Raw genomic sequence first — 26,814 nt, forward strand, 5'->3', positions numbered from 1 at the left:
CGGCGGCCCCCTCAGCCGCCGGTGAGCTCCAGGAGCGCGCCGACCGGGTCGTGGTCCGGGGCGGCGCGCGGCCACCACTCGTCCTGGCCCGGGTCCGACTCGTAGCCGTACCAGCGGCCGTCGCGGCCGAAGCGGAGCTGAAGGGCGCCGCCGGGGTGCGTGAGGTGGTTGCGCCAGGGCTGGAAGCGGGGGAAGCCGGCGGCGGCCAGGGCCGGGCGGGCACGGTCGAACGGCCCGGCCGGCGGGTCCCACGGGGTCTCCAGGACCGCGAGGCCCTCGGCCTCGCCCTGCCGCCAGGCGGCCACGGCGCGGGCCAGTTCCGTGGTGTTGCGGCCGGTGGCGGAGGCCAGCTCCCGGTAGAGGGCGCGGGTCGTCGCGGTGAGACCGGCAGTGGGTCCGGCCGCGGCGAGGCGGACGGCGTCCTGCCAGGTGGTGAGCCCGGCGAGCGGGTCGTGGCCGGTGGTCAGCAGGGCGTGGGCGCGGGCCGCCGCGTCGGTCGCGAGCTGGTCCAGGGCGAGCGGGTCGCGGGCGCCCGGAAGGACGGGGTAGGCAGGCGGGCGGCCCGGGTGCGGGTCGACGGGGAACGGCGCGGGCAGCGGCGGGAGGAAGCGGTCGGCCAGCGCCTCTTCGGCGGGGACCGACGGGGTGTCGGGGGCGGGGGGCCGCTCGCGGGCGGAGTGCGCGGCGTTGCGCCGGGCCAGCTCCTCCAGCAGCTCGCGCTCGCCCCGGCCGCGCAGCAGGAGCAGGACGAACGGGTCGGTGTCGAGCAGGAGGGCCATCTGGTAGCTGAGGGCCGCGACGTGCTTGCAGGGGCGGCCCCGGTCGGGGCAGGTGCAGGCGGGGTCGAGGTCGCCCGGGGCGGGCAGCAGGGTCATACCCGCGTCGGTCGCCGTGTCGGCCAGCGAGTGCGGCATCTCCTTGGCGAGCAGCGAGGCGAGGTGGCCGGGCCGGGCGGCGACCGCGTCGAGCAGGGTGTCCCAGTCGGGGTCGGAGAACGTACGCAGCCGGAGCTCCGCGCGATACGGGCGGGGACGGCTGCCGTGCACATAGGCGACGACGTGCCCCGGTGTGACGGTGATCGCGGCGACGTGGCCGCCGTCCGCGTAGTCCCGGCCCCGGGCGAGGCGCGGGCCGTCCATCGACAGGGCTTCGAGCGCCGCCACCCAGGACCGGCCCCACCAGCTCTCCGCGAACGGCTCGCCCTCCCCGGACGTGCGCGCCGGGACGGCTTCGAAGGTGCGCCGCAGGTCGTCGGGGCCGGGGCGGGAGCGGGCGCCGGGGCGGGTGTCGCGGCGGGCGGCGAGCGGTCCGGTGGTGGGGCGGGGGGCGCCGGGGCCGCGGGGGGCGGGGCTCATGACGGCCTCCGGAGGGAGACGAGGTCGGCCAGGTCGCGGTCGCTCAGCTCGGTGAGCGCGCTCTCGCCGCTGCCGAGGACGGCGTCGGCCAGCGCCCGCTTGGCGAGCAGCATCTCGCCGATCCGGTCCTCCACCGTGCCCTCGGCGATCAGCCGGTGCACCTGGACGGGCTGGGTCTGGCCGATGCGGTAGGCCCGGTCCGTGGCCTGCTCCTCGACCGCCGGGTTCCACCAGCGGTCGTAGTGGACGACGTGGGCGGCCCGGGTGAGGTTGAGCCCGGTGCCCGCCGCCTTCAGGGAGAGCAGGAAGACCGGGACCTCGCCGGACTGGAAGCGGTCCACCATCCGTTCCCGCTCGGCCACCGGCGTACCGCCGTGCAGGAGCTGGGAGGGGATCGCGCGGGCGGTCAGATGGGCGGACAGCAGCCGGGCCATCGTCACGTACTGCGTGAACACGAGCACGGAGCCGTCCTCGGCGAGGATGGTGTCGAGCAGTTCGTCCAGGAGGGCGAGCTTCCCGGAGCGGCCGGTGAGCCGGGCGGCGTCCTCCTTCAGATACTGCGCGGGGTGGTTGCAGATCTGCTTGAGCGAGGCCAGCAGCTTCATGATCAGGCCGCGCCGGGCGATGCCCTCGGACGCCTCGATGTGCGCCATGGTCTCGCGCACCGTGGCCTCGTACAGCGTGGCCTGCTCGCGGGTGAGGAAGACGGGGTGGTCGGTCTCCGTCTTGGGCGGCAGCTCGGGCGCGATCCCGGGGTCGGACTTCTTGCGGCGCAGCAGGAACGGCCGGACGAGCCGGGACAGCCGCTCCACCGCCTCGTCGTTGCCGAGGCCGGCCGCCGTGCCGGTGTTCTCCACGATCCGGGCGTGGCGGGCCCGGAACGCCTTGAGCGGGCCGAGCAGTCCGGGCGTGGTCCAGTCGAGCAGCGCCCACAGCTCGGAGAGGTTGTTCTCCACGGGGGTGCCGGTGAGGGCGACACGCGCCGGGGACGGGATGGTGCGCAGGGCCTTCGCGGTGGAGGAGTGGGGGTTCTTGACGTGCTGCGCCTCGTCGGCGACGACCAGGCCCCAGCCGTGGGCGGCGAGCTCGGCGGCGCTGGAGCGCATCGTGCCGTACGTCGTGAGGACGAAGCCCCGGTCCGCTCCTGCGAGGGTGCGGCCGGCGCCGTGGAATCTGCGCACGGGGACGCCGGGGGCGAAGCGGTTGATCTCGCGGTGCCAGTTGCCCAGCAGGGAGGCGGGGCAGACGACCAGGGTGGGCGCGGGGTGGGCGCGGTGGAGGTGGAGGGCGATCAGGGTGATCGTCTTGCCGAGGCCCATGTCGTCGGCGAGGCAGCCGCCGAGGCCGAGCGAGGTCATCCGGTCCAGCCAGGCCAGCCCGCGCAGCTGGTAGTCCCGGAGCGTGGCGTGGAGTCCTGGCGGCGGGGCGAGCGGGGCGTCGTCGGTGAGGAGGCGGTTGCGCAGCTCCGCGAGCGCTCCGGCGGGGACCGCCTCGACCTGCTCGCCGTCCACCTCGGCGCTGCCGGTCAGGGCGACGGCCAGGGCGTCCACCGGGTCGAGCAGGCCCAGCTCCCGCTTGCGGGCCTTGCGGACCAGCGCCGGGTCCACGACGACCCACTGGTCCCGCAGCCGCACCACGGGGCGGTGGGCCTCGGCGAGCACGTCCATCTCGGCCTCGGTCAGCCGCTCGTCGCCGAGCGAGAGCTGCCAGTCGAACGCGAAGAGCTGTTCGGCGTCGAAGAAGGCGGTGCCGTCGGTGGCCGTCCCGGGCGCGGGCCTGACCACGGCCGCGGCGGTGAGGCTGCGGGCCAGCTCCCTGGGCCAGTGGACGCTCACCCCGGCAGCGGCGAGGCGGCTCCCGGCGACGCCCAGCAGTTCGTACAGCTCGTCCTCGCCGAGGGCCAGCACATCGGGGACCGGCTGGTCCAGGAGCCTTTCGAGCGGGGGCCAGACGCGGGCGGCGCGCCGCAGGGCGAGCGCGGTGTCGACCCGGGCCCGGGGGCCGAAGGGCTCGCCCGCCTCACCGGCCCAGAGGGCGGCGGCGTCGACCACGTAGGTGGGGTCGGCGAGGCTGTGCACCTGGGTGACGGCGGCCGCGGCGTGCCGGTCCGGGGTGCCCGCCGCCCCGTCGGGGCCGTTCGCGTCGAAGAGTTCGTACGCGGAGAGGTCCAGGCGGAGCGACACCCGGACCCCGGCGTCCAGGCCCGAGGCGACCTCGACGGCCCATTCCCGGGCCCCGGGCAGGTGCTGGGGCTCGGCCGCCGCGAAGGGGGCGCCCACGGCGAACGCGGCGGCGGGCGTCCGGGGCAGCGTGTCGGCGACGGCGTCGAGGAAGGCGCCGGTCAGCGCCTCGGGGTCGGGCAGCCGGGGCTGGGGCGGGCCGGGCAGCGGGACGGCGTGCCCCTCCCAGGGCAGGGCGGCGGCCACCGCGCGCAGGTGGGCGACGTCACCGGCGTCGCGCGGGCCGGCCCGCCAGGCGTCGTGGTCGTCGGCGGTCAGCCCGGGGAGCATCCGGCCGCCGGCCACCAGGTGCAGCGCGTGCAGGGCGGCGGCGCCCCAGGCGCGGGTGGCCGGGTGGGCGGAGCGCAGGTGGCGGGCGCGGGCGAGCAGGGGCAGGGCGTCGGCGACGGTGAGCAGGAGCGCGGGCACGGCCTGCGTGCGGACCTCGTTCCCGGCGCCGTGCGGCCGGACGACGGTGATCTCCTCGCTCCGGGCGCCCTCGGTCTCGGGGAGCGGGGCGTCGAGCGGGTCCCAGAAGGCGACGCGGCCCCGGCGCGGCGGCGTACCGGGCAGGAAGACGGCGGCGCAGCGCAGCAGACGGCTGTCGTCCGCGTCCCGCGGTGGTGCGGTGCTCATCGGTCCCTCCCCTCGCGCCCTTCGTCCCTGGTCAGCACGGATCCCCGTACTGGTCCCACTGCTCCGCGAGTCTAGGCGGGGGCTCTGACAACGGACTCCGGCGAGGCCCGGCCGCCGCCGTTCCCGCAGCTCGTACGGGGCGGACGGCGGCCGGAGAGCGGCCGCGCGGAGCGGTCAGTGGTGGGCGTACGGCTTCGAGGAGGCGGCCGGGCGCGGGTCCGGTGTGCGGGGATCCTCGGAGGGAGCGGCCAGGCGCGTATCCGGCGCGCGGGAGTCCGTGGGCCGCATGACGTCCGGGGCGGGCGGGCCGGAGTCCGGCGCCTGCACGGCCTCGGGCGCGGGCGCCGGAGGCGCCCCCTGCTGGGCGCGTTCCAGAAACCTCAGCAGCTCCACCGGGAACGGCAGCACCAGCGTGGAGTTCTTCTCGGCCGCCACGGCCACCACGGTCTGGAGCAGTCGCAGCTGGAGCGCGGCCGGCTGGGCGGACATCTCGGAGGCCGCCTCGGCCAGCTTCTTGGATGCCTGGAGTTCCGCGTCGGCGTTGATGACCCGGGCGCGCCGCTCACGGTCGGCCTCGGCCTGGCGGGCCATGGAGCGCTTCATGGTCTCCGGCAGGGAGACGTCCTTGATCTCGACGCGGTCGATCTGCACGCCCCAGCCGACCGCGGGGCTGTCGATCATCAGCTCCAGGCCCTGGTTCAGCTTCTCCCGGTTGGAGAGGAGGTCGTCCAGATCGCTCTTGCCGATGATGGAACGCAGGGACGTCTGCGCCATCTGCGAGACCGCGAAGCGGTAGTCCTCGACCTCCACGACGGCGCTCGCCGGGTCGACCACCTTGAAGTAGATGACGGCGTCCACCCGGACCGTGACGTTGTCCCGGGTGATCCCGTCCTGGGCCGGCACGGGCATGGTCACGATCTGCATGTTGACCTTGCGCAGCCGGTCGAAGCCCGGCAGCACCATCGTGAACCCCGGCGGGCGCACCTCGTCGCGGAGCCGGCCCAGTCTGAGGACCACGCCCCGTTCGTACTGCCTGACGACCCTGGCGGCCGCCGCCAGGTACAGGGCGCCCAGCGCCACTGCCGCGACCACCGCGATCACGAGTGCCTGGACCATGACGGCCCCCTGCCAGCCGGAGGAACCCGGCGATCGGCGCCGCACCTCTTCGTGCGCTAGTACCACGGTATGCCCGGTTCCGCTTTGGGGCGAGCCCCTGCGGGGGTGCCCGGTGGTGCCGTGCTCCCCCGCCCGGCCGCTCCCCGGATGCCGGGGCCCGGGGATGCGGGCAGGGTGAGCGGCACCGGCACGTACACCCGCGGTGTGCGTGGTGACGAGACAGACGAGGATCCGCCCATGCCCGTGATCGACCGCCGACGCCGCCGGCTCGGCATCGCCGCCCAGGCCGTGTTCCTGACCCTCACCGTCGCAGGCTGTTCGGGCCTCGGCCGGACCGCGGTCGGCCCCGTCATCTACACCACCGAGCGGGACGCGGTGATCGAGGTGAACAGCCCCTCGGTCAAGGGCTGCCACCGGCTCGCCCCGGCCGGCGCGAAAGAGGTGGCCAACGAGACCCTGGTCGACATCGTGCTGTACCGGACGCCCAACTGCACCGGCCCGGGCACCACGTACCTCGCGACCACCTTCTCGGACGTCAACGCGCCGAACGCCCGCCCCTGGCGCAGCTTCAGCACCATCCACTGACCGCTACACGGGCACCGCCCGCACCCAGACCCCGTCGTCCGTGAGACAGCGGTCCACTCTCAGGCCCGCCCTCGCAAGGTGCCCTTCGAACTCCTCCTTCGTCAGCGGACGGGACCGGAAGGTCTGCGTCCACCGGGCGTCCGGGAACTCGTACTCCGCGCGCACCGAACGCGCCCCGTCGCCGGCCGGCACCGAGGAGACGATGCGCACGGTGTAGCCCGCGGGGTGGACGCGCACGCGCGGGAGCCCGTCGTGATAGTCGGCGCCCTCCCGCTGGAGGAGCACCACGCCCCCGTCGCGCACGTACCGGCGGCAGGTCCGCAACAGCCCGTCGCGCACCCCGGGGTCGCCCGCGTGCACCAGGAACGACGCGAGCACGACGACGTCGAAGGTCTCGTCGCCGAGGTCCAGGGACTCGATCGGGGCGCACACCGTCCGCGCCCCGCGCACCCGCTCCAGCATCTGCGGCGACTCGTCCACGGCGGTGATCCGGAAGCCGCGCTCGACCAGGGGGTGCGTCACCCTGCCCACCCCGCAGCCCAGTTCGAGGATGTGGGCGCCGGCGGGGACGGCCGCCTCGATCACGTCCGGCTCGTCGCCCACGGCCAGCCGGGTGTACAGCTCGACCGCGCAGCCGTCCGGGGTGATCGCGCCCGGCCCGGTCCCTGAGTGGCCCTCACGCACCAGTTGTCCGCTCATACCCGCCGAACGACCGCGCCGGGGCGGTCGTTCCCGGCCCCCGGACCGAACGGCGCGCGACGAGGGCGGCGCTCAGGTGCTGGAGGTCGGCGGGGCGGGCCGGGGAGAGGCCGGTGAGGCGGTCGATGCGGCGGATGCGGTAGTCGACGGTGTTGGGATGGACGTGCAGCGCGGCCGCCGCGGCCCGGCGGTCGAGGCCGTGTCCGAGGTACGTCTCCAGCGTGTGCAGCAGCTCCGGCTTGGCGTCCAGCGGGCTCAGCAGCCCCGCGAGCCCGCGCAGCGCCTCGCTGGGCCGGCTCAGCTGGTACTCCAGGAGCACGTCGGACAGCCGGTAGAGGCCGGGGGCCCGGCCGGTGCGGGCCACCAGGTCCACGATCTCGGCGTTGCGGGCCACCGCCGCCGGCACCCCGTCCGGTGAGGCGGTCTCGGCGGCGGCCGTGACGGGGACCCCCGCCGCCCGGGTCGCCTCGGCGATCAGTTCGCGCAGCCCACCGGGCCCGTCCCACCGCGGCGGCTCCGCGACGGGCAGCAGCACGGTGCCGCCGGACGCGTCCAGCGCGGTCAGCGCGGGCGTCCCGGCGAACCGGTCGAGGGCCGTCCGGATGCGCCGTATCTTCCGCCGGGCGGCCACGCTCGCGCCCGCCCCGGAACCGGCGGCGGAACCGGCCCCCTGCGGCAGCCCCGCACCCGCCTCGTCCGGGTGCGGGGCCAGCGCGAGCGTCATCGCCAGATAGCGGGCGGCCGGGCGCAGGCCGGTGCGACGGGTGAAACCGTCCAGGTCCTCTCCGGTCAGCAGCGCGGCCATCAGCGCGTGCCGGCCGCCGTGCTCCTGGCTGTCCAGGATCTGCCGGGCCTCCAGATAGGCGCCGCTCACCGCGGAGGTCAGCTGCTGCTGGAGGACGAGGATGCGGTCCATGATCTCCAGCACGGCGGGCAGGTCCCCCGGCCCGGCGTCCTGCGCGGTCTCCTCCCAGCACATCGCGACACCCACCTGGTAGGCGGTGAGGATCGCGTCCAGCGGCACGCCCTCCTCGGCGCGCTGGGCCGCCGAGTCCCGCTGCTGGGCGAGTTCGCCGTCGGTGGCGGCCCTGCGGTGTTCGAGGACGTCCGCGAAGAGCCGCAGGTTGTGCTGGACGATGTCCGCGATGTCGCCCGCGATCTCCTCGTGCGGCAGCTCCGCGTAGACCGGGAGGTCACTGAGAAGACGGGCGACCACCCGGGTGGTCAGGGCGGGGACGCGGGCCCGCAGCCGTACCGCCACGGGGCGTCCGGCGATGGCCAACGGCCGCTGGTCCGCGGCCCGTTCATTGTCACGCGTCACAAAAGCCCCCGGCGAAGTCTGCGTTACCCACCAGTTAAACGACGGCCTTCGAGTCTGCATGATGACCGGCGACACCCGCCATGCCCCCCACTCATCGCGCACCGGAGGTCGTCATGAACTCGTCCCGGAACAAAACGTTCTGTCGTACGGTCGGAGGCGCCGCCACCGCGGTCGCCCTGGCCTCCCTGGCTGTCGGCACCACCGCGTCCGGCGCCTGGGCGGCGAGCGCCGACGACCCCGTGCAGTACGTCGCCCTCGGCGACTCCATGGCCTCCGGGCCGCTCATCCCGGGCATCACGGGACCGCTGGCCTGCGGCCGCTCCACCCACAACTACGCGCACGAGCTGGCGGCGAGCATCGGCGCCTCGCTGCGCGACGTCACATGCAGCGGGGCCCAGTCCAAGCACATGACGGAGAAGCAGTCGCTGTCGCTGCTCGACGTGCCGATGGGTTCGGCGGCGCCCCAGTTCGACGCGCTGCGCGCCGACACCGACCTGGTGACCCTCACCATCGGCGGCAACGACGCCGGTCTCGTCGGCATCGCACAGGACTGCATGCAGCTCGACCCGACCGCGACGCCGTGCAGGGACAAGCTGACCGAGGGCGGGGTCGACCAGGTGGCGCAGCGGATCGACGCGTTCGCGCCGCGCCTCGGAGCCGTACTGGACGGAATCCACCAGCGCTCGCCGCAGGCCAGGGTCCTCGTGACGGGGTACGGGCTCTACATCAAGCCGGGCGGCTGCTGGCCGTTGCAGCCCGTGCTGCCGGTCGACGCGGACTTCCTCCAGGGCAGCGTGAACCGGATGAACGCGGTGATCGCCGAGCAGAGCGCCGCGCACGGCGCCGAGTACATCGACGTCGCCACGCCGAGCAAGGGGCACGACGCCTGCCAGGCCCCGTCCGACAAGTGGGTCGAGGGATACGTGCCGACCGCTTCGGCCGCCCCGCTGCACCCGAACCAGCGCGGTGAGGCCGCCTACGCGCGCATCATCGGCGCCCACCTCCAGGGGAGCTGACCCATGCGGCAGCGGATGCTCAGCGGACTGCTCGCCGCGGCGCTCGGCGCCGCCGCGCTCCTCGCCCCGCCCGCCCACGCGGCCCCGGCGGATCCTCCCCCGGCGCGGGGCTGCGACCCGCTGGCACCCGCCGAGTGCCTGCTGCCGTTCCCCGACGACTGGTACACCCGGCCGGACCCGCGCACCGACACGGGCCGCCGGGTGGCCTTCGACGCCTCGATGCTGCCCCGGCCCGCGACGGGGCGGGCCGTCGACCCGGCCGCCTGGAACCGGTCCGACGGCTTCTCGCCCGGCTCCACGCTGATCGCCCAGGTGCCGGGCCTCGACCTGACGAAGACCGGCGCCGCCCCGCTCACCGACATCGGCCGGTCCCTGGACCGGGACGCGCCGGTCGTCCTGCTGGACACCACCACCGGTGAGCGGTGGCCGTACTGGGCGGAGCCCGACAGCAACGCCACCGACCCCGCGCGCCGGGCCCTCCTGATCCACCCGGCCCGCAACTTCCTCGACGGCCACCACTACGCCGTGGCGCTGCGCCACCTCAAGGACGGGTCGGGCCGTACGATTCCGGCCGCCGCCCCCTTCGCCGCCGTCGCCGGGAAACGGCTGCCCGCCCACGATCCGCTGCGCGCCCGCCAGGACCGGCTGCGGCCCGCGCTGTCCGCGTTGCGCCGGGCGGGCGTCCGCACCCAGGGGCTCAACCTCGCCTGGGACTTCACGGTCGCCTCCACGCGCAGCCTCACCGGCGACCTGTTCACCCTCCGCGACGACGCGTTCCGCGCGCTCGGCGACCGCTCGCCCGCCTTCACGGTCACCGGGGTCACCGATTTCACCGAGGAGCAGGACGCCCGGATCGCCCGCGAGGTCACCGGCGAGATCACCGTCCCGGGCTATCTGGACGCACCCGGCGGGCCACCCGGCGCGTTGCTGAACCGCGACCGGAACGGCACCCCGCGCGCACTGCCAGGCAGCACCCAGACGGCCGCGTTCCGCTGCGAGATCCCGCACGCCGCCTTCCGCAGCCCCTCGCACCCCTCGCTGTACGGGCACGGGCTGCTGGGCTCACGCAACGAGGTCGGCGCGGGCAACGTCAGGGACATGGCCGCCGAGCACGACTTCACGTTCTGCGCCACGGACTGGATCGGGATGGCCAAGGACGACATCCCCGTCGTGCTGGCCGCGCTCGCCGACTCGAGCCTCTTCCCCGCCGTACCCGAGCGCAGCGAACAGGGCATGCTCAACGCCCTCTTCCTCGGCCGCGCCCTGATCCACGCCGAGGGGCTGACCGCCGACCCGGCGTTCCGCACCGCCGACGGGCGCCCTCTCGTGGACACCCGGCACGGCCTCGCGTACGACGGGAACAGCCAGGGCGGCATCCTCGGCGGCGCGCTCGTCGCCGCCTCCGCCGACATCCGGCGCGGAGTGCTCGGCGTCACCGGCATGAACTACGGCCTGCTCCTCAACCGCAGCGCCGACTTCGCCCCGTTCCAGCAGGTCCTGGACGCCGCCTACCCGGACAAGCTGCACCAGCAACTGGTCCTCCAGCTCTTCCAGATGGTCTGGGACCGGGGCGAGACCAACGCGTACGCCAACCACCTCACCGACCGCCACCAGGTCCTGATGCACATCGCGTACGGCGACCACCAGGTCGCCAACGCGGCGGCCGACGTCGAGGCGCGCACCATCGGAGCCCGGCTGCTCACCCCCGCGCTCGCCCCGGGCCGCAGCCCGGACGCCGTCCCGTACTGGGGCATCCGGCGCATCGGCCCGCGCCCATGGCCGTACCGGGGCTCGGCGATGACCGTCTGGGACAGCGGTACGCCCACGCCCCCGGTCACCAACACCCCGCCCGCCGGACCGGCGTACGGGCACGACCCGCACGAAGATCCCCGCAACTCGCCCGCCGCACGTCAGCAGAAGGCCACCTTCCTGACCACCGGCCGGGTCATCAATGTCTGCGGCACCACCCCGTGCACCGCCACACCGACCTCCTGACGCCTCCCCTGCCCCGCAGGGCCACGACAAGGAGCACCATGCGCACGCACCGCATCGCCGGAGCCGTCCTCGCCACCGCCCTTCTCACCGGTACGGTCATGGCCCCGGCCGCCCTCGCCGCGCCGCCCGCGACCGCTCCGGCCGCCGTCGCGCAGTCCGCCGTCCCGTTCACGGCGGCCACCGCCACCCGCACCGCCGACGGCGGCCACACCCTGTCCTGGGCCTCGCCCGCCGGGTCGGTGACCGTCACCGCCGTCACCTCGCCCGACGCCACCACCGGCACCGTGCTCGGCACGGCCCCCGGCACCGGCTCGCTGACCGTCGCCCCGGGCACACTCCCGGAGGCCGGGCGCTGGTACTTCCGCCTGGTCCCGGACAGCGGCAGCCCGCTCGTCGTCGCCGACCGCTCGCTCGGCCTGGCCTCCGCCCGGAACTTCCGGGACATCGGCGGCTACCGCACCACGGACGGGCGCTGGGTGCGCCCGGGCCTGGTCTACCGCTCCAACAAGCTGAGCGGCCTCACCGACGCCGACCAGCAGCGGCTGGTCTCCCAGCAGCTCACGCTCGACGTGGACCTGCGCAACGCCCAGGAACGCCACGACGCCCCGGACCGGCTGCCCGCCGGGGTGCGCTACCAGGTCGCGGACGTCGTCTCGCTCGCCCACGGCATCCGCTTCCACGACTCGGCCCTGATGACCCTGGCGGAGGCCATCGCCGCCGGGCTCTTCTCCGGCTCGTCGGACCTCGGCCAGTCCATCGGCTACCCGTTCATGGTCAACTTCGTGGGCGCGGACTACGCCTTCCACGACCTCGTCACGGCCGTCGCCACGAACACCTCCGGTGCCACGGTCTTCCACTGCAGCGCGGGCAAGGACCGCACCGGCTGGGGCACGGCCGTCCTGCTCACCCTGCTCGGTGTCCCCCGGGCCACGGTCGAGGCGGACTTCCTGGCCAGCAACCAGTACACCGGCGACCCGAAGGCCGTGGAGCTGAGCTGGCTGCGCGCCGCGTACGCCGAGGTGGACCAGATCTACGGCGACTTCGACGCGTACGTACGGGAGGGGCTGAAGCTCGACGCGGCCACCGTGGCGGCGCTGCGGGCGAAGCTGCTGACCGACTGACCGCCCGGCCCGGACCGGGATTCAGCAGCCCGGGTAGCGGTCCTGCGGCCACTCGACGGCGTGCTCGAACTCCAGGCACAGGTCGTCGGCCACCTCGGCGATCACCCCGCGTCCCTCCGTCCGCACCAGCCAGTGCGGAGGGAGGCGGGTGTCGCCGTGGTGGGCGCCGAGGAGGTTGCCGCAGACCGCGCCGGTGGAGTCGCTGTCGCCGGAGTGGTTGACGGAGAGCAGCAGGGCCTCGGCGACCTGGCCGGGCTCCGGCAGGACGAGGGCGCAGTACACCGCGATAGCCAGCGCCTCTTCCGCCACCCAGCCCTGGCCCAGGGACTCCACCCGCTCGGCGCTCGGCCCGCCCCGCGCGGCCAGGTCGACGGCCGCGCGCAGGGCGGCGGTGGTCTCCTCGTGGCCCCGGTGCCGGGCGAGCAGTTCCATGGCCCGCAGCACGGCACCGGGCAGCGAGTCGCCCTCCAGGAGATACCCGACGATCGCCGCGAGCGCCCCGGCCGCGTACGCGCCGGTGGGGTGGCCGTGGGTGATCTGCGCGCACCGGGCGGCGAGCGCGAAGCCGGTGGCGGGGTCCTCGCCGGTCAGGCCGAAGGGCGCGGACCGCATGACCGTGCCGCAGCCCTTGGACCCGGTGTTGACCGGCCCGGGCTCACCGACCGGACCCGCCGGGTCCGGGATGTGGCCGGCCGCGAGGCCGGTCAGGCAGGCGTTGCCGGGCGCCCGCTGGGCGTACAGCCAGGGCTGCTGCCGGAGCCATCCGTTGCGGACGGGGTGCCCCTCCGGGGCGTGGGGCGGCTTCGGGTGGTTCTGGGTGTCCAGCCAGCGCAGGTACGCGTTCCTGACGATGCCCGTCTCGGCGCCGCCGATGCCCTTGGCCATGGCGCGCGAGTGCGCCCGGATCAGCCCCTCGGCGGTGAACAGCGTCATCTGGGTGTCGTCCGTGATCCGGCCGACGACCCCTTCGTCGTCCGGTGTCATGCCGCGTACGCCCTGCTCGCCGTGCGCCCGCCGGATGCCCGCGAGCGACAGGAACTCGACCGGGTTGCCCAGGGCGTCCCCGATCGCCCCGCCCAGCAGACATCCGCGCACCCTGGCCCGGCGGGCCGTGAGCCCCGCCCCCGTCGTCGTACCGATCACCGTCGGCCCCGCCCTTCCGCACCGTCGTGCCGCACCTGCCCGGCCGTGGGTCCATGCTGGTAGGGAGGCGATGCCATGCGTACCGGCAATGAACCGACGACCGCCCGCAGCCCGCTGCGGATGCGGCTCTGGCTGAGTCTATGGGGCCTGGCCTGGGCCGTCTTCGGGGTGACGGCCTTCGCCGTGAACGGCCGCACCGGCTGGGCCGCCGTCTGCGGGGTGCTGCTCGTGCTGGTCCTGCTGGACCTGTGCGTGGTCGCGCACCGGCTGCGCCAGGGCCCGCACTACCAGCCGGGCCGCTCCATCCCCCCGTACGACCCCGACCACGGCCCGCGCGGCGGCAAGGGCCCACCGCCGGGTACGCCCTAGCTTTCGAACCGGGCCGCGCGCAGATACTCCGGGTTCGGGTCGAGCGCCGCCGCCAGGCGGAAGTGGCGGGTGGCGCGCTCGGGGTGGCCGGAGCGCTCGAAGGTGCGGGCGAGGGCGAAGTGCGCGAAGGCGTTGTCCGGTTCGCGCTCCAGCACCAGCTCGAATTCCAGCTCGGCGGGGCGCAACTGCGCCGCCGCGAAGAAGGCGCGGGCGCGCAGCAGGCGGGCGGCGGTGTTCTCCGGGTGGGCGGCGATCACCGAGTCGAGCAGCCGCACGGCGCCCCGGGGGTCGCGCGCGGCGAGCAGCTGCTCGGCCGCGCGGAAGTCGATGACGTCGGTTTCCGGGGTCCTCTCGGGCACGGTGGCATCCTTCCCTGGTCCGTCCCGGGGTGAACACGGGGGCGGCTGCGGGTATTCCGGTGCGGCGGGACCGGCGGGTGCGCTACGGCCCCGGCTCAGCCCGCCTCCGCCGCACGCCGGGCCAGCTCCGCCCAGACCTCGCGGACCCGGGCCCGCAGCTCCTCCACCGGTCCGTCGTTGTCGATGACCACGTCGGCGACGGCGCGCCGCTGCTCGCGGGTGGCCTGGGCGGCCATCCGGGCGCGGGCGTCCTCCTCGGTCATGCCGCGCAGCCGGACGAGCCGGTCGAGCTGGGTCTCCGGGGCGGCGTCGACGACGATGACCAGGTCGTAGAGGGGGGCGAGGCCGTTCTCGGTGAGGAGCGGGACGTCGTGGACGACCACGGAGTCCGGTCCGGCGGCCTTCTCCAGTTCGGCGGAGCGGTCGCGGACCAAGGGGTGGACGATCGCGTTGAGCGCGGCGAGGCGGTCCGGGTCGGCGAAGACGATCGCGCCGAGCGCGGGCCGGTCCAGGGTGCCGTCCGGGGTCAGGATGCCGGGGCCGAACTCCTCGGCCACGGCGGCGAGTCCGGGGGTGCCGGGCTCGACCACCTCGCGGGCGATGCGGTCCGAGTCGATGAGGACGGCACCGTGGCCGACGAGCAGCCGGGACACTTCGCTCTTACCGGCTCCGATGCCACCGGTCAGGCCCACTTTCAGCATGCCCGGCAGCCTAGTGCCCGTTGCCCGTCACCCCCGCGGGCGGGGGTGACGGGCAACGGGCACGGGGTGGGCCGGTCAGATGTCGCCCTCGCGCTCGGCGAGGAACTTCTCGAATTCGAGGCCGATCTCGTCCGCCGACGGCAGGTCCGCCGGTTCGGCGACCAGGTTGCCCCGGGTCTCCGCACCCGCGACCGCGTCGTACTGGTGCTCAAGGCCCTCGACCAGCGAGACCAGTTCCTCGTCGCCCTGGCCGATCTGGCGGTCGATCTCCGTCTGGGTGCGGTGCGCCTCGGTGCGCAGGGCGTGTGCGACGGACGGCAGGACCAGGCCGGTCGCGGCCGTGATCGCCTCCAGCGCGGTGAGCGCCGCGTCCGGGTAGGCGGAGCGGGCGACGTAGTGCGGCACGTGGGCGGCGACGCCGAGCACGTCGTGGCCCGCCTCCATCAGCCGGTACTCGACCAGGGCCTCGGCGGAGCCGGGGACCTGCGCCTCCTCGAAGGGGCTGCGGTGGCCGGGCGTGAGGTCGGTGCGGTTGCCGTGCGGGGTGATGCCGACCGGGCGGGTGTGCGGGACGCCCATCGGGATGCCGTGGAAGTTGACCGCGAGGCGGACGCCGAGGCGCTCGACCACCTCCTCGACGGCCGCGGCGAACCTCTCCCACTCCACGTCGGGCTCGGGCCCGGACAGCAGCAGGAACGGCGCGCCCGTGGCGTCCTGGACGACGCGGACCTCCAGGGCGGGTGTCTCGTACGCCGCCCAGCGGTCGCGCTTGAACGTCAGCAGCGGACGCCGGGCGCGGTAGTCGATCAGGCGGTCGTGGTCGAAGCGGGCCACGACCTGGTGCGGCAGCGATTCGAGCAGGCCGTCAACGATCTGCTCGCCGGTCTCACCCGCGTCGATGTAGCCCTCGAAGTGGTAGAGCATGACCAGGCCGGCCGACTCCTGGGCGAGCGCCATGTCGACCACAGCCAGGCCCTTCGGCTCCCATTCGTACAAACTCTGCGGATCAGGCACGGTTACCGCTCCTCCTTGTGTTCCTGGAGAAGAACGCCCCGGGTACTCCGGTCATTCCCCGTACACGCTCTTTCACTCCGGAAACACGTGAGGCCCGCTCCCCGAAGGGAGCGGGCCTCACGGTCACTTACCTACCGCAGCCGATGACCGGCCGGAGGGACAGAGCGTCAGCTCTGGCCGCCCGCCAGCTTCTCGCGGAGCGCGGCCAGGGCCTCGTCCGACGCCAGGGCGCCGGAGTTGTCCGAGGACTCCGAGGAGTAGGAGCCGCCGCCGGTGCCCGAGGCAGCCTGCGTGTTGCCGGCGGGGGTGGCAGCACCCTCGGCGGCAGCGGCCTCGTCGGCCTCGCGGGACTTGATGACCTGGGCCTGGTGCTGCTCGAAGCGCTGCTGCGCCTCGGCGTACTGGGTCTCCCAGACCTCGCGCTGAGCCTCGAAGCCCTCGAGCCAGTCGTTGGTCTCGGGGTCGAAGCCCTCGGGGTAGATGTAGTTGCCCTGGTCGTCGTAGGACGCGGCCATGCCGTACAGGGTCGGGTCGAACTCGACCGACGCCGGGTCGCCGCCGAAGGCCTCGTTGGCCTGCTTCAGCGAGAGGCTGATGCGACGGCGCTCAAGGTCGATGTCGATGACCTTGACGAAGATCTCGTCGTTGACCTGGACGACCTGCTCCGGGATCTCCACGTGGCGCTCGGCCAGCTCGGAGATGTGGACCAGGCCCTCGATGCCCTCGTCCACGCGGACGAACGCACCGAACGGAACGAGCTTGGTGACCTTACCGGGGACGACCTGCCCGATCTGGTGCGTACGGGCGAACTGCTGCCACGGGTCTTCCTGCGTCGCCTTGAGCGACAGCGAGACGCGCTCGCGGTCCATGTCGACGTCGAGGACCTCGACGGTGACCTCCTGGCCGACCTCGACAACCTCGGAGGGGTGGTCGATGTGCTTCCAGGACAGCTCGGAGACGTGCACCAGACCGTCGACGCCACCCAGGTCCACGAAGGCACCGAAGTTGACGATCGAGGAGACGACGCCGGAGCGGACCTGACCCTTCTGGAGGGTCGTGAGGAACGTCTGGCGGACCTCGGACTGGGTCTGCTCCAGCCAGGCGCGGCGGGACAGAACCACGTTGTTGCGGTTCTTGTCCAGCTCGATGATCTTGGCCTCGAGCTCCTTGCCCACGTACGGCTGGAGGTCGCGGACGCGACGCATCTCGACGAGCGACGCCGGGAGGAAGCCACGGAGGCCGATGTCGAGGATGAGACCACCCTTGACGACCTCGATGACGGTACCGGTGACGATGCCGTCCTCTTCCTTGATCTTCTCGATGGTGCCCCAGGCACGCTCGTACTGAGCGCGCTTCTTCGAGAGGATCAGGCGGCCTTCCTTGTCCTCCTTCTGGAGAACCAGGGCCTCGATCTCGTCACCGACCTTGACGACCTCGTTCGGGTCGACGTCGTGCTTGATCGAGAGCTCGCGGCTCGGGATGACACCTTCGGTCTTGTAACCGATGTCGAGGAGAACCTCGTCCCGGTCAACCTTGACGATGACACCGTCAACGATGTCGCCGTCGTTGAAGTACTTGATCGTCTCGTCGATCGCCGCGAGGAACGCGTCCGCGTCGCCGATGTCGTTGACCGCAACCTGCGGAGTGGTGGCGGTGGTCTCGGTGCTGCTCGTCATGTGGGAAAGGGCTCCGGTACGGACAGTGAGTCGTAGGTACTGCTACGCCGAAAGCCCGTATCGCCTCTGCCTAAGCCGGACAGCCCGGGAAGCGCCAATTCCGTGACCGGAAGGCGCCTCGTGAACCGAGGGGACTAGCAACAGATGCGAGCGCGGCCTGCTAGGTCTGAGGAGCGCAGGCTCGCAGCGCAACTTGTAGCATACGGGGGCAGCAGGGCACGGTCAATGCGCGAAGGCGGACACCGCGGGCGGAAAGCCCCATATCCGGCACAACTCGGGTTCACCGAGGCCAGATCGTGTCCGGCGACGTCCGGACACACCGGAGCAGCGCCGCGCAGGCCCCCTTGGTACGTACCGCGTACGACGGGGTGAAGGCAAACTACAACGACGGACACGATGAGCCAAGAGATGTACGCCGCCGAACCCGAGGCGACCCGCCGCAGCGCCGGGACCGCCGAGAGCAGCCGGGCCAGCCGCGGCTGGTGGGACCGCAACGCCGACGAGTACCAGAGCGACCACGGCGCCTTCCTCGGCGACGACCGCTTCGTCTGGGGCCCCGAGGGCCTGGACGAGGAGACGGCCGGGCTCCTGGGCCCCGCCGCCGCGCTGAAGGGGCTCGACGTCCTGGAGATCGGCGCCGGCGCGGCGCAGTGCTCCCGCTGGCTGGCCGCGCGGGGCGCCCGCCCCGTCGCCCTGGACCTGTCCCACCGCCAGCTCCAGCACGCCCTGCGCATCGGCGCGGACGTCCCGCTGGTCGAGGCGGATGCCGGACGGCTGCCGTTCCGCACCGCCTCCTTCGACCTGGCCTGCTCCGCCTACGGCGCGGTGCCCTTCGTCGCCGACCCGGTCCAGGTCTTCCGCGAGGTCCACCGGGTGCTGCGCCCCGGCGGCCGCTGGGTCTTCTCCGTGACGCACCCCGTCCGCTGGGCCTTCCCGGACGAGCCCGGCCCCGAGGGCCTGTCGGTGGCCGCCTCCTACTTCGACCGCACGCCCTACGTGGAGCAGGACGAGCAGGGCGAAGCGGTCTACGTCGAGCACCACCGCACACTGGGCGACCGGGTCCGGGACGTGGTCGCGGGCGGCTTCCGGCTGGTGGACCTGGTCGAGCCGGAGTGGCCCGCCTGGAACGACCAGGAGTGGGGCGGCTGGTCCCCGCTGCGCGGCAACCTGATCCCGGGGACCGCGATCTTCGTCTGCGTACGGGACTGAGCCGGCGGCCGGTGCGGGGCCCGGGGGCACGCCGTACGAGACTGGGGGCGTGATCCGCACCGACGCCCTCGACCGGCTGCCCGTCCGCACCGCCGTCCCCGCCCTCCGGCAGGCGCTGGACGACCACGGGACCGCGGTGCTGTGCGCACCCCCCGGTACCGGCAAGACCACCCTCGTCCCGCTCGCCCTGGCCGGGCTGACCGGCGCGGGCCCGGTGCGCCGGGTCGTCGTCGCCGAGCCGCGCCGGATCGCCGCCCGCGCGGCGGCCCGCCGCATGGCGTGGCTGCTGGGCGAGCGGACCGGGGAGCGCGTCGGGTTCACCGTGCGCGGCGAGCGGGTCGTGGGCCCGGACACCGTGGTGGAGGTCGTCACCACCGGGGTGCTGCTCCAGCGGTTGCAGCGCGACCAGGAGCTGGCCGGGGTGGACGCCGTGATCATCGACGAATGCCACGAACGCCATCTGGACGCGGACACGGTGGCCGCGTTCCTGCTGGACGTGCGCGCGGCGCTCCGCCCGGACCTGCGGCTGGTGGCGGCGTCCGCGACGACGGACGCTGAGGGCTGGGCGCGGCTGCTCGGGGACGCCCCGGTGGTCGAGGCGCGGGGGGTGTCGCATCCGGTGGAGGTGGTGTGGGCCCCGCCGTCCGCGCCGGTGCGGCCGCCGCACGGGATGAGGGTCGACCCGGCGCTGCTGAGCCATGTCGCCTCCGTGGTGCGGCGGGCGCTCGCCGAGCGGGACGGCGACGTGCTGTGCTTCCTGCCCGGCGTCGGCGAGATCGGCCGGGTGGCCGGGCAGCTGGCGGGCGTGGCGGCCGAGGTGCTCCAGGTGCACGGACGGGCCCCGGCGGCCGTGCAGGACGCGGTGCTGGCCGGGTCCTCGGAGGGGCGGCGGGTGGTCCTGGCGACCTCGGTGGCCGAATCGTCGCTGACGGTCCCCGGGGTGCGGACGGTGGTCGACTCGGGGCTCGCCCGGGAGCCGCGCACCGATCACGCCCGGGGGCTGAGCGCGCTGACCACCGTACGGGCCTCGCAGGCGGCCGGCCGGCAGCGCGCGGGGCGGGCGGGCCGCGAGGCGCCGGGGACGGTGTACCGCTGCTGGGACCGGGCCGAGGACGGCCGGCTCGCCCGGTTCCCGGCCCCGGAGATCAGGGTGGCCGACCTGACGGCGTTCGCCCTCCAGACGGCCTGCTGGGGCGATCCGGACGCCTCCGGGCTCGCCCTGCTCGACCCACCGCCGGAGGGGGCGATGGCCGCCGCGCGCGAGGTGCTCGGGGCGGTCGGCGCGGTCGGCCCGGACGGCCGGGTCACCGAGCGGGGCGTGCGGATGTCCCGGCTCGGGCTGCACCCCCGGCTGGCCCGGGCGCTGCTGGACGGCGCGGCCGAGGTGGGCGGGCGCCGGGCCGCCGAGGTGGTGGCGCTGCTGAGCGAGGAACCGCCCCGCTCGTACGGGGACGACCTGGCGGCCGCGCTGCGCACCGCGCGCCGGGGCCAGGACGCCTACGCGGGCCGCTGGCGCCAGGAGGTGCGGCGCCTGTCGTCCGCGCTCAAGGGCGACGGCGGCAGCGGCCGGACCGTCGCGGACGACGCGGCGGCGGGGCTCGTGGCCGCCCTGGCGTTCCCGGAGCGGGTGGCTCGGGCCCGGGGCGGCGGGGCGTTCCTGATGGCGTCGGGCACGGGCGCGGAGCCGGGCGAGGGGTCCGGGCTGCGCGGGGCGCCCTGGCTGGCCGTGGCGGTCGCGGACCGGCCGGCGCACGCGGCGTCCGCCCGGGTGCGCCTGGCGGCCGTCATCGACGAGGACACCGCGCTCCTGGCGGCGGGGCCGCTGCGGTTCGCGGGCGAGGAGGTCCGCTGGGACGGCCGCGACGTGGTGGCCCGCCGGGTGGAGCGGCTGGGGGCCGTCGAGCTGGCCGCCCGCCCGCTGAAGCAGCCCGATCCGGCGCTGGTCCGCGAGGCCCTGGTGGCGGGTCTGCGGCGGGAGGGCCCGGAACTGCTGCGGTGGAGCCGGGACGCGGGGCAGCTGCGGGAGCGGCTGGCCTTCCTGCACCGGGTGCTGGGTGAGCCGTGGCCGGACGTGTCGGACGGGGCGCTGCTCACGGACCCCGGGGCCTGGCTGGAGCCCGAGCTGTCGCGGGCGCGGCGGCGCTCGGACCTGGCCGCGATCGACGCGGGGCAGGCGCTGCGGCGGCTGCTGCCGTGGACGACGGGCGAGGCGGTCCGCCTGGACGAGCTGGCGCCGGAGCGGATCGGAGTGCCGAGCGGTTCGCGGATCCGGGTCGAGTACGGCGGGGACCAGCCGGTGCTCGCGGTGAAGCTCCAGGAGCTGTTCGGCCTCCAGGAGACCCCGGAGGTGGCGGGCGTGCCGGTCCTGGTCCACCTGCTCTCCCCCGCCGGACGGCCGGCGGCGGTGACGGCGGACCTGGCGTCGTTCTGGCGCGACGGCTACAAGGCGGTCCGGGCGGAGCTGCGCGGCCGCTATCCGAAGCACCCGTGGCCGGAGGACCCGACGACGACGGAGGCGACCCGGTTCACGAAGGCGCGGCTGAAGCGGGAGTGAGCGCGGGTCAGCCCCTCGGCCGGGAGCGGCGGAGGGGCTGACCGGGCCGGTCCGCGTCAGGAGGCGGCGGTGGCCGCGCGCTCCTCGACGGTCAGGTCGATGGTGACCGTGGCGCCGCCCTCGGTGGTGAGGCGCAGCTTGTACGTGCCGGCGGGGCCGTCCGCGTAGAACTTCGGGAGCTTCAGGCTGCCGTCGGCCGCCGTGGTGAGCTCGATGGTGCGGACGGGGTCGCCCGCGTCGTTCGTGCAGTACGGGCCCTCGTCGTTCACGGCCGGGTCGTCGCCGTCGGTGATCATCGTGGCGGTGACGGCGACCTTGCCCGCGGCCCTGCCCTTGTAGGTGGCGGCGACGGTGATGTCGTCGAAGGTCTCCCCGGCGACGGCGGTCAGCTCGGTGGTGCCGGTCCTGGCGATGGCGTCGGCCTGGCGGGCGGTGACGGTCGCCTTGAACGTGGTGGCGGCCGAGGTGCCCTGAACGGCGGCCCGCACGGTGAACCCGCCGGTCTTCTCGCCCGCGAGGAGCACCGGCGAGGACACCCTGCCGTCGGTCCCGGTGCGGAGGGTGACCGACGTGAAGCCGCCGTCGAACGCGGCGTCGGTGTCACCGCTGATGGTGAAGGTCACCTGCGCCTTGGCGACCGGCTTGCCGGCGCCGTCGCGCGCCAGCACCTTCGCCGTTCCGGCGAACTTCTCGCCGGCGGCGGCGGTCAGCGTGCCGGTGCCGTCGTTCTGCACCACCGCCACCTGCTGGGACGGGCTGGGCGCCGGAGTCGGGGTGTGCGTCGGAGGCTTCGGCTTGGAGGGCTCGGGGCTCGGCTCGGACGGCTTGGTGGGCTCGGTGGACGTGCCCGGCCTCGGCGTCTTGGACGGCGACGGCGTCGGGGACGGGGACGGGGTGCTCGACGGGCCGCCGTGCCGTCGCCCGGGGCCGGGGTCGCGGCTGGTGGGGCCGGTCGGGAGGACACCGGTGCCGTCGGGCACCTCGTGCGTGCCGCGGTTGTAGTACGTGAACCAGGACCGGACCGTACGCAGGTACACGTCGGAGTGGTTGTAGCTCAGGACCGCCCGGTCCAGGTCGGTGGCGGCCGACAGGTCGCGGTCGCCGGCGCAGAGATAGCGTCCGGCGGCGAGCGCGGCGTCGTAGACGTTGTTGGGGTCCTTGCGGCCGTCGCCGTTGCCGTCCTGGCCCCAGGTCGCCCAGGTGGACGGGATGAACTGCATCGGGCCGACCGCCCGGTCGTGCGTCCGGTCCCCGTCGTAGGCGCCGTTGTCGGTGTCCTTGATCAGGGCGAAGCCGTTGCCGTCGAGGGCGGGGCCGAGGATCGGGGAGAGCGTGGTGCCCTGCGCGTCGACCCGGCCGCCGCGGGCCTGCCCGGACTCGACCTTGCCGATCGCGGCCAGCAGCTGCCACGGCAGCCGGCACGCCGCGTCCGTGCCCGCGATCGTCCGCTCGGCCTTCTTGTACGCCGCGAGAACGGAGGCGGGTATGCCGGACTCGGCGGGGCCGGTCACCGGAATGTCGGCCGAACTGCCGGGCTTCTCCGGGGTGTTCAGCGGGGGCAGGTCCGTGTAGTACGGCGAGTCGCCGGAGACGCCGCCGCCCGGGTCGGCGGGGGTCGAGGAGCCGGCGGCCGGCTGCTCGCCGTCCGCGGCCAGCGGGGACGGGGCGCCGGGGGCCTGCGAGGCGGAGAGCGCCGCCACGGCGACGGCGGCCACGGCGGTGGTGGCCGCTCCTCTGTACAGTCGGCGACCGAATTGCGCTGCCATGACGTGTGGGCCCTCCCCCTCGTCGCTGTCGGCGCTCCCCTGCGCCTGGACTCAGGCGACCCTACGGCAACTCCTGCGGCACGCACACAGTGGGCGGGCCGGTTCTTACCGCTTTCTCACCTTCCTGAACACAAGTTGTCCACGCGCGGACATCCCCGTGACGGATCTTCCTGCCCGCCGGGACACCCCGGTCCTGCCCCTCCGGGTCACGCATACTGCCCGCATGCCCTTCACGCTCAGCCATGCCGCCGCCGTGCTCCCGGGGATCCGGCGCGACGGCACGGGCCGCGGTCCGCTGCTCGCATCCGCCCTGGTCGCCGGGTCGTTCGCCCCCGATCTGACGTACTTCGCGGACTCGTTGGTTCCGGGCGCGATGGAGTTCGGGGAGATCACGCACGCGGTGTGGGGTGTCGTCACCGTGGACGTCCTGATCACCGCGCTGGCACTCGGGCTGTGGCTGCTGCTGCGCGACCCGCTGGTGGCGCTGCTGCCCCGGCGGTGGCGGGGGCGCGTGCACGCCTGGCTGCGCGGCGGCGGGGCCCCGACGGGCCCCGGACGGTGGGGGCTTGGCGTGCGGGACGCCGCGTGGTTCGCGGTGTCGGCGGTGATCGGGTCCGCCACCCACGTCGTGTGGGACGCCTTCACCCATCACGACCGGTGGGGCGTACGGCTGGTGCCCGGGCTCGACGGCAGCGTGGCCGGATACCCGGTCTTCACGCTCGTCCAGTACGGCACATCGGCCCCGGCCCTGCTCCTGCTCGCCTGGTTCACCCTGTCGGGGCTGCGGCGCACCGGTGACCGGCCGGCGCCCGCCTCCGTGCCGGCCCTCAGCGGACGGGCCCGGGGCTGGGCACTCACCGGCATCGGTCTCTGCGCCGTCCTGGGCACCGCCCACCGGTGCGCCCGCTGGTACGCGTACTACGGGCACGTCGACACGCCGCTGGACATCATCCCGACGGCCTGCTTCGGCGCGGGCGCCGGCCTCGCGGCGGGGCTCCTGCTGTACGCGGCGGCGGTGCGGGCGGCCCCGGCGCGGTGGGAGGCGGAGGCGGCCGGGGCCCCTGCGGACCCCGGCCGGAAGCGGTCAGTGGGCCGCTGACTCCCAGTCGCCGCCGACGCCGACCGACACGTCCAGCGGGGCGCGCAGCCGCACCGCCGTGGACATCTCGTGGCGCAGGATGCGCTCGACCTGCTCCCGCTCGCCCGCGGCGATCTCCAGCACGATTTCGTCGTGCACCTGGAGCAGCATCCGGGACTTCAGCTCCGCCTCGGTCAGCGCCCGGTCGACGTGGAGCATGGCGACCTTGACGATGTCGGCGGCGGTGCCCTGGATCGGGGCGTTGAGCGCCATCCGCTCGGCGGTCTCGCGGCGCTGGCGGTTGTCGCTGTTGAGGTCGGGGAGATAGCGGCGGCGGCCGAAGATCGTCTCCGTGTATCCCGTGGCCCGGGCCTCCTCGACCACGCGGCGCAGATAGTCCCGGACCCCGCCGAACCGCTCGAAGTAGGTGTCCATCAGGACCCGGGCCTCGCCCGCCTCGATGTTCAGCTGCTGGGAGAGGCCGAAGGCGGAGAGCCCGTACGCCAGGCCGTAACTCATGGCCTTGATCTTGCGCCGCATCTCCGGGTCGACCGCCGTCTTCTCGACGCCGAAGACCTGCGAGGCGACTGTGGTGTGCAGATCCTCGCCGGAGGTGAACGCCTCGATCAGGCCCGCGTCCTCGGAGAGGTGGGCCATCACGCGCAGCTCGATCTGGCTGTAGTCGGCCGTCATCAGCGTCTCGAAGCCCTCGCCGACGACGAAGCCGCGACGGATCGCCCGGCCCTCGTCCGTGCGGACGGGGATGTTCTGCAGATTCGGGTCGGTGGAGGAGAGGCGGCCGGTCGCCGCCACCGTCTGGTTGAACGTGGTGTGGATACGGCCGTCCGCCGCGATCGTCTTCACCAGGCCCTCGACGGTGACCCGCAGCTTCGCCTGCTCGCGGTGGCGGAGCATGAGGACGGGCAGCTCGTGCTCGGTCTGGGCGGCCAGCCAGGCCAGCGCGTCCGCGTCCGTCGTGTAACCGGTCTTGGTCTTCTTGGTCTTCGGCAGGCCCAGCTCCCCGAACAGGACCTCCTGGAGCTGCTTGGGCGAACCGAGGTTGAACTCCCGGCCCACCGACGCGTGCGCCTCCTTCACCGCCTGCTGGACGGCACCGGCGAACTGCTGCTCCATGCCCTCCAGGTGCGCCCGGTCCGCCGCGATGCCGTGCCGCTCCAGGCGGGCGAGCAGGATCGACGTCGGGAGCTCCATGTCGTGCAGCAGCTCGGCCGCGCCGACCTCCTTCAGCCGCTCCGTGAACGCGTCACCGAGATCCAGGACCGCGCGGGCCTGCGCCATCAGGGCGTCGGCCTCCGCCCGGTCGTCGGCGCCGAACGCCAGCTGGCCGTCGGCCGCGGCGGCCGGGGCGAGCTCCCGGCCCAGATACTCCACGGCCAGCGCGTCCAGCGCGAAGGAACGGCGGCCCGGCTTCACCAGATACGCGGCGAGCGCGGTGTCCATCGTGACGCCGTCGAGATGCCAGCCGTGCTCCGGGAAGACCCGCATCGCGCTCTTCGCGTTGTGCATGACCTTGGGCCGGGCCGGGTCCGCGACCCAGGCGGCGAACGCCTGCTCGTCGGCCTCGTCCAGCTGCGCCGGGTCCAGCCAGGCGGCGGAACCGTCGGCGGCGGCGAGCGCGATCTCGGTGACCGTGCCCGCGCCGAGCGCCCAGGTGTCGACCGTCATGACGCCGAGCGGCTGCGCGCCGTGCTCCGCCAGCCAGGCGCCCACCTCGCCGGTGGAGAGCACGGTCCCGTCCAGCTCGATCCCGGCGGCGGGCGCCGGCGGCTCGGCCTCCGCGGCGCCCGGGTCCACCGCGAGCAGCCGCTCGCGCAGGCTCGGGTTGCGGATCTCCAGTATGTCGAGGATGCCGGTGACCGCCGTGCGGTCGTAGGGGGCCCGCTCCAGCCCTTCCGGGGTCTTCGGCAGCTCCACGTCCCGGACCATCTCGGTCAGCACGCGGTTCATCTTCACCGCGTCGAGATGGTCGCGGAGATTCTGCCCGGCGACGCCCTTGACCTCATCGGCCCGGGCGATCAGCTCGTCGAACGAGCCGAACTGGTTGATCCACTTCGCGGCGGTCTTCTCACCGACCTTGGGGATGCTCGGAAGGTTGTCCGACGGGTCACCGCGCAGCGCCGCGAAGTCCGGATACTGCCGGGGGGTGAGGCCGTACTTCTCCACGACCTTCTCCGGTGTGAACCGGGTCAGCTCGGAGACTCCCTTGGTGGGGTAGAGCACGGTCACGTTGTCCGTGATCAGCTGGAAGGAGTCGCGGTCGCCCGTGACGATGAGGACCTCGAAGCCGGCCGCCTCGGCCTGCGTCGCCAGCGTGGCGATGACGTCGTCCGCCTCGAAGCCCTCGACCGCGAACCGGTCCGCGTGCATCGCGTCCAGCAGCTCGCCGATCAGCTCGACCTGACCCTTGAACTCGTCGGGCGTCTTCGACCGGTTCGCCTTGTACTCGGGGAACTCCTGAGCGCGCCACGTCTTGCGGGACACGTCGAACGCCACCGCGAAGTGCGTCGGCGCCTCGTCACGCAGGGTGTTCGCCAGCATCGACATGAAGCCGTACACGGCGTTCGTCGGCTGGCCCGCCGCCGTCGTGAAATTCTCCGCGGGCAGGGCGAAGAACGCCCGGTACGCCAGGGAGTGCCCGTCCATGAGGAGCAGGCGCGGTCGGTTGTCTGCCGTCTTCTTCGATGCCGTCTCAGCCACACCCCGATCCTGCCACGGACCACTGACAATCCGGACCGGCCGCCGCCCGCGACGCCTCACCCGGCGCCCCACCCGCACCCCGTGCCAGGATCGGAGGGAGAAGGAAACCCACACGGCGGACCCGCGAGACACCTCCCGGGCCCCGCAGCCGGCTCGAAGGGGAG

Annotated in this window: 20 protein-coding genes; 8 read left to right on the top strand and 12 right to left on the bottom strand. The window is 74.2% G+C overall.

All coding sequences use genetic code 11. From position 1 onward, the window contains the following. Positions 1 to 11: 11 nt before the first annotated feature. From ACZ6C6_RS00900 to ACZ6C6_RS00910, 3 genes are all read right to left on the bottom strand, one after another. Positions 12 to 1,355: an SWIM zinc finger family protein gene (locus ACZ6C6_RS00900; protein ID WP_469197771.1), complete on the bottom strand. Its 1,344-nt coding sequence runs from the start codon at positions 1,353 to 1,355 to the stop codon at positions 12 to 14. Next, entirely contained in the window at positions 1,352 to 4,210 is a 2,859-nt protein-coding gene (locus ACZ6C6_RS00905; RefSeq protein WP_469197773.1) for a DEAD/DEAH box helicase, read from the bottom strand. The genes ACZ6C6_RS00900 and ACZ6C6_RS00905 overlap by 4 nt, the downstream gene beginning before the upstream one ends. Before the next feature lie 174 nt (positions 4,211 to 4,384). After that, positions 4,385 to 5,326 (bottom strand): slipin family protein, encoded by a 942-nt coding sequence (locus ACZ6C6_RS00910; protein WP_469197775.1) that lies wholly within the window; start codon positions 5,324 to 5,326, stop codon positions 4,385 to 4,387. A gap of 237 nt (positions 5,327 to 5,563) precedes the next feature. Between ACZ6C6_RS00910 and ACZ6C6_RS00915 the strand changes: the two genes are divergently transcribed. Next, complete coding sequence (locus ACZ6C6_RS00915) at positions 5,564 to 5,911, top strand: hypothetical protein (RefSeq protein ID WP_391261204.1); 348 nt, start codon at positions 5,564 to 5,566, stop codon at positions 5,909 to 5,911. A 3-nt stretch (positions 5,912 to 5,914) separates the two neighbouring features. Here the strand turns inward: ACZ6C6_RS00915 and ACZ6C6_RS00920 are convergent, their stop codons facing one another. Both ACZ6C6_RS00920 and ACZ6C6_RS00925 read right to left on the bottom strand, forming a co-directional pair. Further along, positions 5,915 to 6,610 carry a class I SAM-dependent methyltransferase gene (locus tag ACZ6C6_RS00920; protein ID WP_469197776.1) on the bottom strand — a complete coding sequence of 232 codons (696 nt, stop codon included), beginning with the start codon at positions 6,608 to 6,610 and terminating at the stop codon, positions 5,915 to 5,917. Next, positions 6,588 to 7,892: a PucR family transcriptional regulator gene (locus ACZ6C6_RS00925; protein ID WP_469199255.1), complete on the bottom strand. Its 1,305-nt coding sequence runs from the start codon at positions 7,890 to 7,892 to the stop codon at positions 6,588 to 6,590. Before ACZ6C6_RS00925 ends, ACZ6C6_RS00920 begins: the two co-directional genes overlap by 23 nt. Positions 7,893 to 8,044: 152 nt before the next feature. Between ACZ6C6_RS00925 and ACZ6C6_RS00930 the strand changes: the two genes are divergently transcribed. The 3 genes from ACZ6C6_RS00930 to ACZ6C6_RS00940 are packed head-to-tail and all read left to right on the top strand — an operon-like array spanning position 8,045 to position 12,063. After that, the gene (locus ACZ6C6_RS00930; RefSeq protein ID WP_469197778.1) at positions 8,045 to 8,947 is read left to right on the top strand and encodes an SGNH/GDSL hydrolase family protein; all 903 of its coding nucleotides are present in this window, start codon (positions 8,045 to 8,047) and stop codon (positions 8,945 to 8,947) included. Positions 8,948 to 8,950: 3 nt separating this feature from the next. Beyond that, entirely contained in the window at positions 8,951 to 10,942 is a 1,992-nt protein-coding gene (locus ACZ6C6_RS00935) for a hypothetical protein (RefSeq protein WP_469197780.1), read from the top strand. A gap of 38 nt (positions 10,943 to 10,980) precedes the next feature. Beyond that, positions 10,981 to 12,063 (top strand): tyrosine-protein phosphatase, encoded by a 1,083-nt coding sequence (locus tag ACZ6C6_RS00940; RefSeq protein WP_469197782.1) that lies wholly within the window; start codon positions 10,981 to 10,983, stop codon positions 12,061 to 12,063. Positions 12,064 to 12,084: 21 nt separating this feature from the next. Here ACZ6C6_RS00940 and ACZ6C6_RS00945 read toward each other — a convergent pair whose 3' ends face one another. Then, entirely contained in the window at positions 12,085 to 13,203 is a 1,119-nt protein-coding gene (locus ACZ6C6_RS00945; protein ID WP_469199257.1) for an ADP-ribosylglycohydrolase family protein, read from the bottom strand. A 78-nt stretch (positions 13,204 to 13,281) separates the two neighbouring features. Here ACZ6C6_RS00945 and ACZ6C6_RS00950 point away from each other — a divergent pair, with 78 nt between their 5' ends. Beyond that, positions 13,282 to 13,575, top strand: a complete 294-nt coding sequence (locus tag ACZ6C6_RS00950) for a DUF6343 family protein (protein WP_469197784.1) — start codon at positions 13,282 to 13,284, stop codon at positions 13,573 to 13,575. Here the strand turns inward: ACZ6C6_RS00950 and ACZ6C6_RS00955 are convergent. The 4 genes from ACZ6C6_RS00955 to rpsA form a co-directional block, all read right to left on the bottom strand. Continuing rightward, the gene (locus ACZ6C6_RS00955) at positions 13,572 to 13,934 is read right to left on the bottom strand and encodes a tetratricopeptide repeat protein (protein ID WP_469197786.1); all 363 of its coding nucleotides are present in this window, start codon (positions 13,932 to 13,934) and stop codon (positions 13,572 to 13,574) included. The two genes, ACZ6C6_RS00950 and ACZ6C6_RS00955, sit on opposite strands and share 4 nt — an antisense overlap. A gap of 95 nt (positions 13,935 to 14,029) precedes the next feature. Then, the gene (coaE, locus tag ACZ6C6_RS00960) at positions 14,030 to 14,635 is read right to left on the bottom strand and encodes a dephospho-CoA kinase (RefSeq protein ID WP_469197788.1); all 606 of its coding nucleotides are present in this window, start codon (positions 14,633 to 14,635) and stop codon (positions 14,030 to 14,032) included. A 75-nt stretch (positions 14,636 to 14,710) separates the two neighbouring features. Next, positions 14,711 to 15,649 carry a PAC2 family protein gene (locus ACZ6C6_RS00965; RefSeq protein WP_425814541.1) on the bottom strand — a complete coding sequence of 313 codons (939 nt, stop codon included), beginning with the start codon at positions 15,647 to 15,649 and terminating at the stop codon, positions 14,711 to 14,713. A gap of 167 nt (positions 15,650 to 15,816) precedes the next feature. Beyond that, complete coding sequence (gene rpsA, locus ACZ6C6_RS00970; RefSeq protein WP_469197791.1) at positions 15,817 to 17,325, bottom strand: 30S ribosomal protein S1; 1,509 nt, start codon at positions 17,323 to 17,325, stop codon at positions 15,817 to 15,819. Between the two features lie 408 nt (positions 17,326 to 17,733). Here rpsA and ACZ6C6_RS00975 point away from each other — a divergent pair, with 408 nt between their 5' ends. Then, the gene (locus ACZ6C6_RS00975; protein WP_469199259.1) at positions 17,734 to 18,534 is read left to right on the top strand and encodes a class I SAM-dependent methyltransferase; all 801 of its coding nucleotides are present in this window, start codon (positions 17,734 to 17,736) and stop codon (positions 18,532 to 18,534) included. A 49-nt stretch (positions 18,535 to 18,583) separates the two neighbouring features. Next, a complete protein-coding gene (gene hrpB, locus ACZ6C6_RS00980) occupies positions 18,584 to 21,088 on the top strand; it encodes an ATP-dependent helicase HrpB (protein ID WP_469197792.1) in 2,505 nt (834 codons plus the stop codon). A 56-nt stretch (positions 21,089 to 21,144) separates the two neighbouring features. Here the strand turns inward: hrpB and ACZ6C6_RS00985 are convergent, their stop codons facing one another. After that, positions 21,145 to 22,854, bottom strand: a complete 1,710-nt coding sequence (locus tag ACZ6C6_RS00985; protein WP_469197794.1) for a lytic transglycosylase domain-containing protein — start codon at positions 22,852 to 22,854, stop codon at positions 21,145 to 21,147. A 223-nt stretch (positions 22,855 to 23,077) separates the two neighbouring features. Here ACZ6C6_RS00985 and ACZ6C6_RS00990 point away from each other — a divergent pair, with 223 nt between their 5' ends. Then, complete coding sequence (locus ACZ6C6_RS00990; RefSeq protein ID WP_469197796.1) at positions 23,078 to 23,953, top strand: DUF4184 family protein; 876 nt, start codon at positions 23,078 to 23,080, stop codon at positions 23,951 to 23,953. On the opposite strand, the gene polA is transcribed toward ACZ6C6_RS00990, so the two are convergent. Then, a complete protein-coding gene (gene polA / locus ACZ6C6_RS00995; protein ID WP_469197798.1) occupies positions 23,939 to 26,650 on the bottom strand; it encodes a DNA polymerase I in 2,712 nt (903 codons plus the stop codon). The genes ACZ6C6_RS00990 and polA overlap by 15 nt on opposite strands. Positions 26,651 to 26,814: the final 164 nt, after the last annotated feature.

The sequence above is a fragment of the Streptomyces sp. NPDC041814 genome, from assembly GCF_055590565.1.

Excerpts from the sequence above, each read along its gene's own strand:
- ACZ6C6_RS00900 (WP_469197771.1), bottom strand. The coding sequence starts at position 1,355 with ATGAGCCCCGCCCCCCGCGGCCCCGGCGCCCCCCGCCCCACCACCGGA.
- ACZ6C6_RS00905 (WP_469197773.1), bottom strand. The coding sequence starts at position 4,210 with ATGAGCACCGCACCACCGCGGGACGCGGACGACAGCCGTCTGCTGCGC.
- ACZ6C6_RS00910 (WP_469197775.1), bottom strand. The coding sequence starts at position 5,326 with ATGGTCCAGGCACTCGTGATCGCGGTGGTCGCGGCAGTGGCGCTGGGC.
- ACZ6C6_RS00915 (WP_391261204.1), top strand. The coding sequence starts at position 5,564 with ATGCCCGTGATCGACCGCCGACGCCGCCGGCTCGGCATCGCCGCCCAG.
- ACZ6C6_RS00920 (WP_469197776.1), bottom strand. The coding sequence starts at position 6,610 with ATGAGCGGACAACTGGTGCGTGAGGGCCACTCAGGGACCGGGCCGGGC.
- ACZ6C6_RS00930 (WP_469197778.1), top strand. The coding sequence starts at position 8,045 with ATGAACTCGTCCCGGAACAAAACGTTCTGTCGTACGGTCGGAGGCGCC.
- ACZ6C6_RS00935 (WP_469197780.1), top strand. The coding sequence starts at position 8,951 with ATGCGGCAGCGGATGCTCAGCGGACTGCTCGCCGCGGCGCTCGGCGCC.
- ACZ6C6_RS00940 (WP_469197782.1), top strand. The coding sequence starts at position 10,981 with ATGCGCACGCACCGCATCGCCGGAGCCGTCCTCGCCACCGCCCTTCTC.
- ACZ6C6_RS00950 (WP_469197784.1), top strand. The coding sequence starts at position 13,282 with ATGCGTACCGGCAATGAACCGACGACCGCCCGCAGCCCGCTGCGGATG.
- coaE (WP_469197788.1), bottom strand. The coding sequence starts at position 14,635 with ATGCTGAAAGTGGGCCTGACCGGTGGCATCGGAGCCGGTAAGAGCGAA.
- rpsA (WP_469197791.1), bottom strand. The coding sequence starts at position 17,325 with ATGACGAGCAGCACCGAGACCACCGCCACCACTCCGCAGGTTGCGGTC.
- ACZ6C6_RS00975 (WP_469199259.1), top strand. The coding sequence starts at position 17,734 with ATGTACGCCGCCGAACCCGAGGCGACCCGCCGCAGCGCCGGGACCGCC.
- ACZ6C6_RS00985 (WP_469197794.1), bottom strand. The coding sequence starts at position 22,854 with ATGGCAGCGCAATTCGGTCGCCGACTGTACAGAGGAGCGGCCACCACC.
- ACZ6C6_RS00990 (WP_469197796.1), top strand. The coding sequence starts at position 23,078 with ATGCCCTTCACGCTCAGCCATGCCGCCGCCGTGCTCCCGGGGATCCGG.